This is a genomic window from Parendozoicomonas sp. 209JJ7-1 (assembly GCF_058147085.1).
In genome coordinates this window covers 1-5,058 of record NZ_JBYVJU010000032.1, presented here as the reverse complement: position 1 = coordinate 5,058, position 5,058 = coordinate 1, and the positions used below count along the sequence as shown (strand labels likewise).

Genomic DNA, 5,058 nt, shown 5'->3' with positions numbered 1-5,058 from the left:
CTGGATGCACTTGTTACACGCAGTTATATTCGTTCTTCATTTTTTATTTTTTAGAAAAATATTCTTTGTAATCATTTGATAATGCTAGTTTATAGGCAAGGAACAACAGCACAACCCACTTTGTTATTTCGGCTAGCAGCGCGCCGACCTGTTCAGGCCCTTCCTCGATTTTTAGGTGATAAGGATTCGGTTCAGCCGGTTCAGGGGTTAATAATATAAAACACACCATAAGAATTAAACTGGCTAGAGATGTCCAGCGTGATAGATTTATTCTTTTTATTGTCCCGTAAAGACTAAAGTTTGAAGTAATAAATACTGTTGAGGCAAGCAGAAATAATACTAAGAATAGAGGGATGAAGTTGCCACTGATGAGTATTTCAAAACTGTTGACCAAGAACATTCCTGATAAAAGTATACACACTATAAGAAGTAGTTGTATAAACCATAATGACATTGGCTTTGTTATCTTCGTGTTCTTTTCAGTGCTGATGTTTTTATATGTATTATCCATTGTAAATCTTCTTGTTATTGTTGCTCGATGTTGATGGGGTGCGTGTAACGCCCGCATCAGGTGCGCCGAAGGCGTCACCTGGATGCGCTTGTTATGTGCGGTTTTAATAGATACTCTGCAATTTTAGAGCATTCCATTCACAATTAAATCTAAATGTTGCTGAAAGACCAGCTCCTAAGCTGTCTGAAACGGTTAGAAAGACAGAGTGGTCGTCCCGGATTGCTAACTCTTCAATTATCGATGATGTTGAAGATGATCTTGTTTTACTATCATAATGAACAAACTTTGGACTCCCAGTGAATATAATCATTTCTTGTCTTGTTGCTGTAGTTTTAATATGAATTGCAAAGTTAGACGAAAATGTTGCATGTAGTATATCAAAACCTTTGTTAAGGTATGAATTTGGACTCTTAGATGGATCCTGTGAGTCTTTGCATTTTTCGACTTCAATTACAGCATTTACCAATTTTCCTGAAATAATGTCATTTTTTAATTTATTGAAATCTGTTATTTGTTCAGAGTGAGAATATAGAGAATAAGATATTGAAAATAGCGAGATGACTTTTAAAAAAAGTTTAACACTGGACATAACCAAACTCACCGATTTTTAAAGTGAGTTTTACATTATAGAAATTTTTAAATTACATATAATAACAAATTTTGATAATGATGACGGTTTGACTCAATATAAGCACATAACGCCTGCATCAGGTGCGCCGTAGGCGTCACCTGGATGCACTTGTTAAATGCGATTAGCACGGAACTGCCGTTGCCGCTTGGCCAATTGCTTGGAAAAAGGTATTAACTATTTCAGTCGTTACTCTGGCTTTATTGAAAGCTACATCGCAGAGTACACCAAATACTAGAATCAAATAGCCAAGATAGCTGAACCCAGTATAATCATTGTACAAGATTGTTATAAACCAGTTTTGTTCAAAAATATAAAAATACGAGCAAAACGCCGTTGAAATAAATAGTAATACCCCAGGAACGAACAGCTGAAGATGTGCTCTTGGTTTGAGAAAAGATAAAACTGTAAGAAGTATAAAGACAATGCTGCTAATGCCTAAGAAGATCCTTATATCTGCTGTTAATTTTGTAACTATCTCCATGTACTTTGCTTCTGTGAAAGTACTGATTTTACTTTTGGCGGCTTCCAATGTTGCTATTTTTATATTTAAAGAATTTATGATTTTTTTCTCCCATGCTATTCGGCACTCACAGCTAAGATTTCTCATTTTAGCTATCTGAGTAGACAGTACAGCAGGGAGATCATCTTTTAGTCGCTGCTTCAATTCTTCTAGCTTTTTGCCAGCTTTCTTATTTAAAAAATAACCTAGCTTGCTTGATGTTGGTATTTTTATTGAGTCAATCTTTTTTTCAGTCTCTAAATGCAATCTGGATTCAATAAAGTGCTTTCCGACCCTCTCAATTGAATGTGGGTCAGAAAATGTAAATAGAAAAAGAGGAAGGAATATAAATATTCCTATAATTCCAAATATTCTTAGTGTGATTTTTTGCACGTTGTTACCTTAAGCATTTAACGCCTGCATCAGGTGCGCCGTAGGCGTCACCTGGATGCACTTGTTAGGCGCTTTTTATTGCATTGCACCAGTTGATAAAAAAGACAGTTGTTCTGATTCTGCTTCTGCTGTATTTGCAGTGGCTGAATAGTTAACAACAATGGCTTCAATCATTGGATTCCTATTTTTTTCACTACCACCAACATGATAAAAATGTTCTCTTGTGAGAATATTGAAACCAGACCATAACTCGTCAATATATTCATTTGATCTAAAGTCATTATGGTGCCAAGTAGATAGAATGAACTTAGCAGGACTTCTTTTTAGGTCTTCGTATAACAAATTTTCATTCTCACCATTCCATCCATTGTAATAGTCTACATGTCTATCAATGTAAGGAGGATCGCAATATATCAGGTCGCTTTGGTTTGCCTCGGAAATGGTTTTGCTAAAATCTTGGCACTTAAATTCAAAATCCTTTGTTTGAAGAATTTGAAAAACAGAAGATACTTGATTTGTAATTTTTGTTACATATGCTTTAGCAAACCTATTTGGCTTTCTACAGAAAGGTATATTAAACCCACCCTTTCTGTTAAATCTAATCATCCCGTTAAAGCCGGATCGATTAACGAAGAGAAAATCCAACGGGTTGTGCTCTGAATTAAATCTTTCTCTTATATAGTAATAATGTTCTTCCCCCTTATCTAATAATTTACCCCCTTCAGTTTCTAGATAATTTCTTACTACTTCGGGGGTTATTTCGCCAGATTGGATGGCAGAGTAAAAATTAATTAGATGAGGGTTTGTATCACATAGCAAAGCTCGTTTTGGTGCTAAGTTGAAGGCAACAACACCTGTACCCATAAACGGTTCTATCCATCGCCCGTTGAAATCGCCAGGTACAATGCTGTTAATCCAAGGTACTAATTTTGTTTTAATACCTTGAGATTTAATTGGTGGAACATTTACCTTCAAGATTTCACCCCTTAGGCTTACGGTTGTTTTGCATTACGACAAGTGAAGTATCACCTTTACGATACTCGACAAACGATTTTAGGTCACGAATCTTTTTTGTACCACTTTCCCCGTCAGAAATAGTGATTTTTCCGTAGTTCATCCAGTAGTCGTCGAACCAAGACTCACCAAGCTTAGAAAACATTCCGTTCCCACTTAGAATATCTTCAATTCGCTTGATGCTGCCAATATTTGCAGTGTTTCCGCTTCCTCGTTTATCACTTGCAATGCACCATTTCTCTACGGCAAAAAATTGGAAGTTTTTAATAACCGAAGGGATTGATTTAAGTCCATCTAAAGAATGTGTCTTGGTTTCATCAATTGATGAGTTTTCAGCTCTATCGTAGATTATTCCTAAGCAAAAGTGGCCAGAATATGATCCATATGGAAACTGAATGTTTTTTGTTGATGCTCTATCCTCAAAATATTTTCCATGAGAGCCTAAGGTAAAACCATTGCATAAGTACGGTTTCTCAGGAACCCTGTAGCTGGTTTTAAAGTCTACAGCAAAGCGGATGTTTTCATCTTCCTTTTTGACAAAAGTTACGTCAGGGTAATAATTCTGATGTTCCGCTAAAACAATTTTATATCCGTTTTTTTCGGCAAACTCCATCAACTTTGGGAATAAATGTATCTCAAGTATTTTTGATGTTATTTTTGTATCTGATGATAATGTATATACATTTTTAAAGACGTCGATAAAGCCTTTGATAGACCACTGACCATCATCAGTGGTAATATGATTTTCCAGTTCTGATACAAAAGATTTTAACTGGCTTTCAAAATCTATTTTATTTTGCATTACTAATTTATATTTCAAATTGGCATTATCTCATGTAACGCCGTTACTGTGTAGCGGGAGATGTACGCATATGTAGATGCGCCTAACGCCTAAATCAGGTGCGCCGTAGGCGTCACCTGGATTTACTTGTTATGTGCCTGATGCTGAATGTTTGTTATGTGATTTATGGGTTATAAACCTTGCCTGTTTGCCAGTCGAGAAGAGATAAACCCATTTCAAGAGCAAGGTTGCCAACGACAGGCAGAGCCTCTTCGACTTTTGAGTATGAAAAGCCTATTACAGGAGCTTCAACGGTGAAATTATCGATAAGAGGGCCATCACACCAAACACCATTGTCTATCTCTTCATCTGGTAGGCTGCAAAGGCATGGAAATACTTTTGTAGCTTCATCATGGAATTCTTGGAAGATATTTTTAACTTCAGGAATGTGAATCTCAGTCATCGGATTTATAAGAGCAACAGCCTCTTCAAAATCATCTGGCAATTTAAAATCAACTACTGCGATGTTGTAACTCATTGTAATTCCTTACTACAGAATATTTGTTCTTTTTAGATTGTGCATGATCTAGATGTCTGGAAGCACATAACGCCCGCATCAGGTGCGCCGAAGGCGTCACTTGGATGCGCTTGTTATGTGCAGCTGCTGGTACGATAAGTTTGTTGCGACTTTGTTGGTAAATAATATTTGTTTGGCACGATGTCGTGCTTGCCAGTTGCAAACAAAATGCCGCAGGAAATTGTTGACACAAACTTGCAGGTGGAACTTGTTGGCACAGACTTTATTTTTCTGGTTTGAAAACACCGGTGAAACTCGTTTTGCCAGCAGATGAAACCGATACCCCTATTTTTGTCATTTTCGATAAGGCCAGTAAGTTTGTTGGCACATTCTTTCTTTTGTTGGTTTGAACAAGTCTGTGCGTGCTTGACGTAGGCACAAAATTAAAGGTTGAACTTATTGGGTTTGACGTTGACGTTTGGCACATAACGCCCGCATCAGGTGCGCCGAAGGCGTCACTTGGATGCGCTTGTAGGTGCTTACCCGGTTTGCATTGAATGTGCCGCACCACAATACGAAGTGCGCACTTTGGTTGTGGCTGGCTGCACGAATGTATGGACACAAGACTTAACGCCGCAAGCGGTGAGCTTAAACAAAGTACAGATTTTTATAGCGGCGCGACTCGAAGGAATGAACTTCGATGTTTTTAGCC

7 protein-coding genes are annotated in these 5,058 nt (G+C 37.4%); 1 reads left to right on the top strand and 6 read right to left on the bottom strand.

The annotated features are described in order from the left end of the window. Positions 1 to 43: 43 nt before the first annotated feature. The 6 genes from ACY2RQ_RS18780 to ACY2RQ_RS18755 all read right to left on the bottom strand — a co-directional run bounded on the left by ACY2RQ_RS18780 (position 44) and on the right by ACY2RQ_RS18755 (position 4,367). Positions 44 to 511, bottom strand: a complete 468-nt coding sequence (locus ACY2RQ_RS18780) for a hypothetical protein (RefSeq protein WP_490114541.1) — start codon at positions 509 to 511, stop codon at positions 44 to 46. Positions 512 to 614: 103 nt separating this feature from the next. Further along, positions 615 to 1,100 (bottom strand): hypothetical protein, encoded by a 486-nt coding sequence (locus ACY2RQ_RS18775; protein WP_490114540.1) that lies wholly within the window; start codon positions 1,098 to 1,100, stop codon positions 615 to 617. A 163-nt stretch (positions 1,101 to 1,263) separates the two neighbouring features. Then, positions 1,264 to 2,034 carry a hypothetical protein gene (locus ACY2RQ_RS18770; protein WP_490114539.1) on the bottom strand — a complete coding sequence of 257 codons (771 nt, stop codon included), beginning with the start codon at positions 2,032 to 2,034 and terminating at the stop codon, positions 1,264 to 1,266. Positions 2,035 to 2,109: 75 nt separating this feature from the next. Continuing rightward, a complete protein-coding gene (locus ACY2RQ_RS18765) occupies positions 2,110 to 3,009 on the bottom strand; it encodes a DNA adenine methylase (protein WP_490114538.1) in 900 nt (299 codons plus the stop codon). Between the two features lie 4 nt (positions 3,010 to 3,013). Next, positions 3,014 to 3,868, bottom strand: a complete 855-nt coding sequence (locus ACY2RQ_RS18760; RefSeq protein WP_490114537.1) for a type II restriction endonuclease — start codon at positions 3,866 to 3,868, stop codon at positions 3,014 to 3,016. Positions 3,869 to 4,013: 145 nt separating this feature from the next. Next, positions 4,014 to 4,367 carry a hypothetical protein gene (locus ACY2RQ_RS18755; RefSeq protein ID WP_490114536.1) on the bottom strand — a complete coding sequence of 118 codons (354 nt, stop codon included), beginning with the start codon at positions 4,365 to 4,367 and terminating at the stop codon, positions 4,014 to 4,016. Positions 4,368 to 4,865: 498 nt separating this feature from the next. Here ACY2RQ_RS18755 and ACY2RQ_RS18750 point away from each other — a divergent pair. Further along, positions 4,866 to 5,058: hypothetical protein (locus ACY2RQ_RS18750; protein WP_490114535.1), on the top strand; the 193-nt coding region annotated here is incomplete at its 3' end.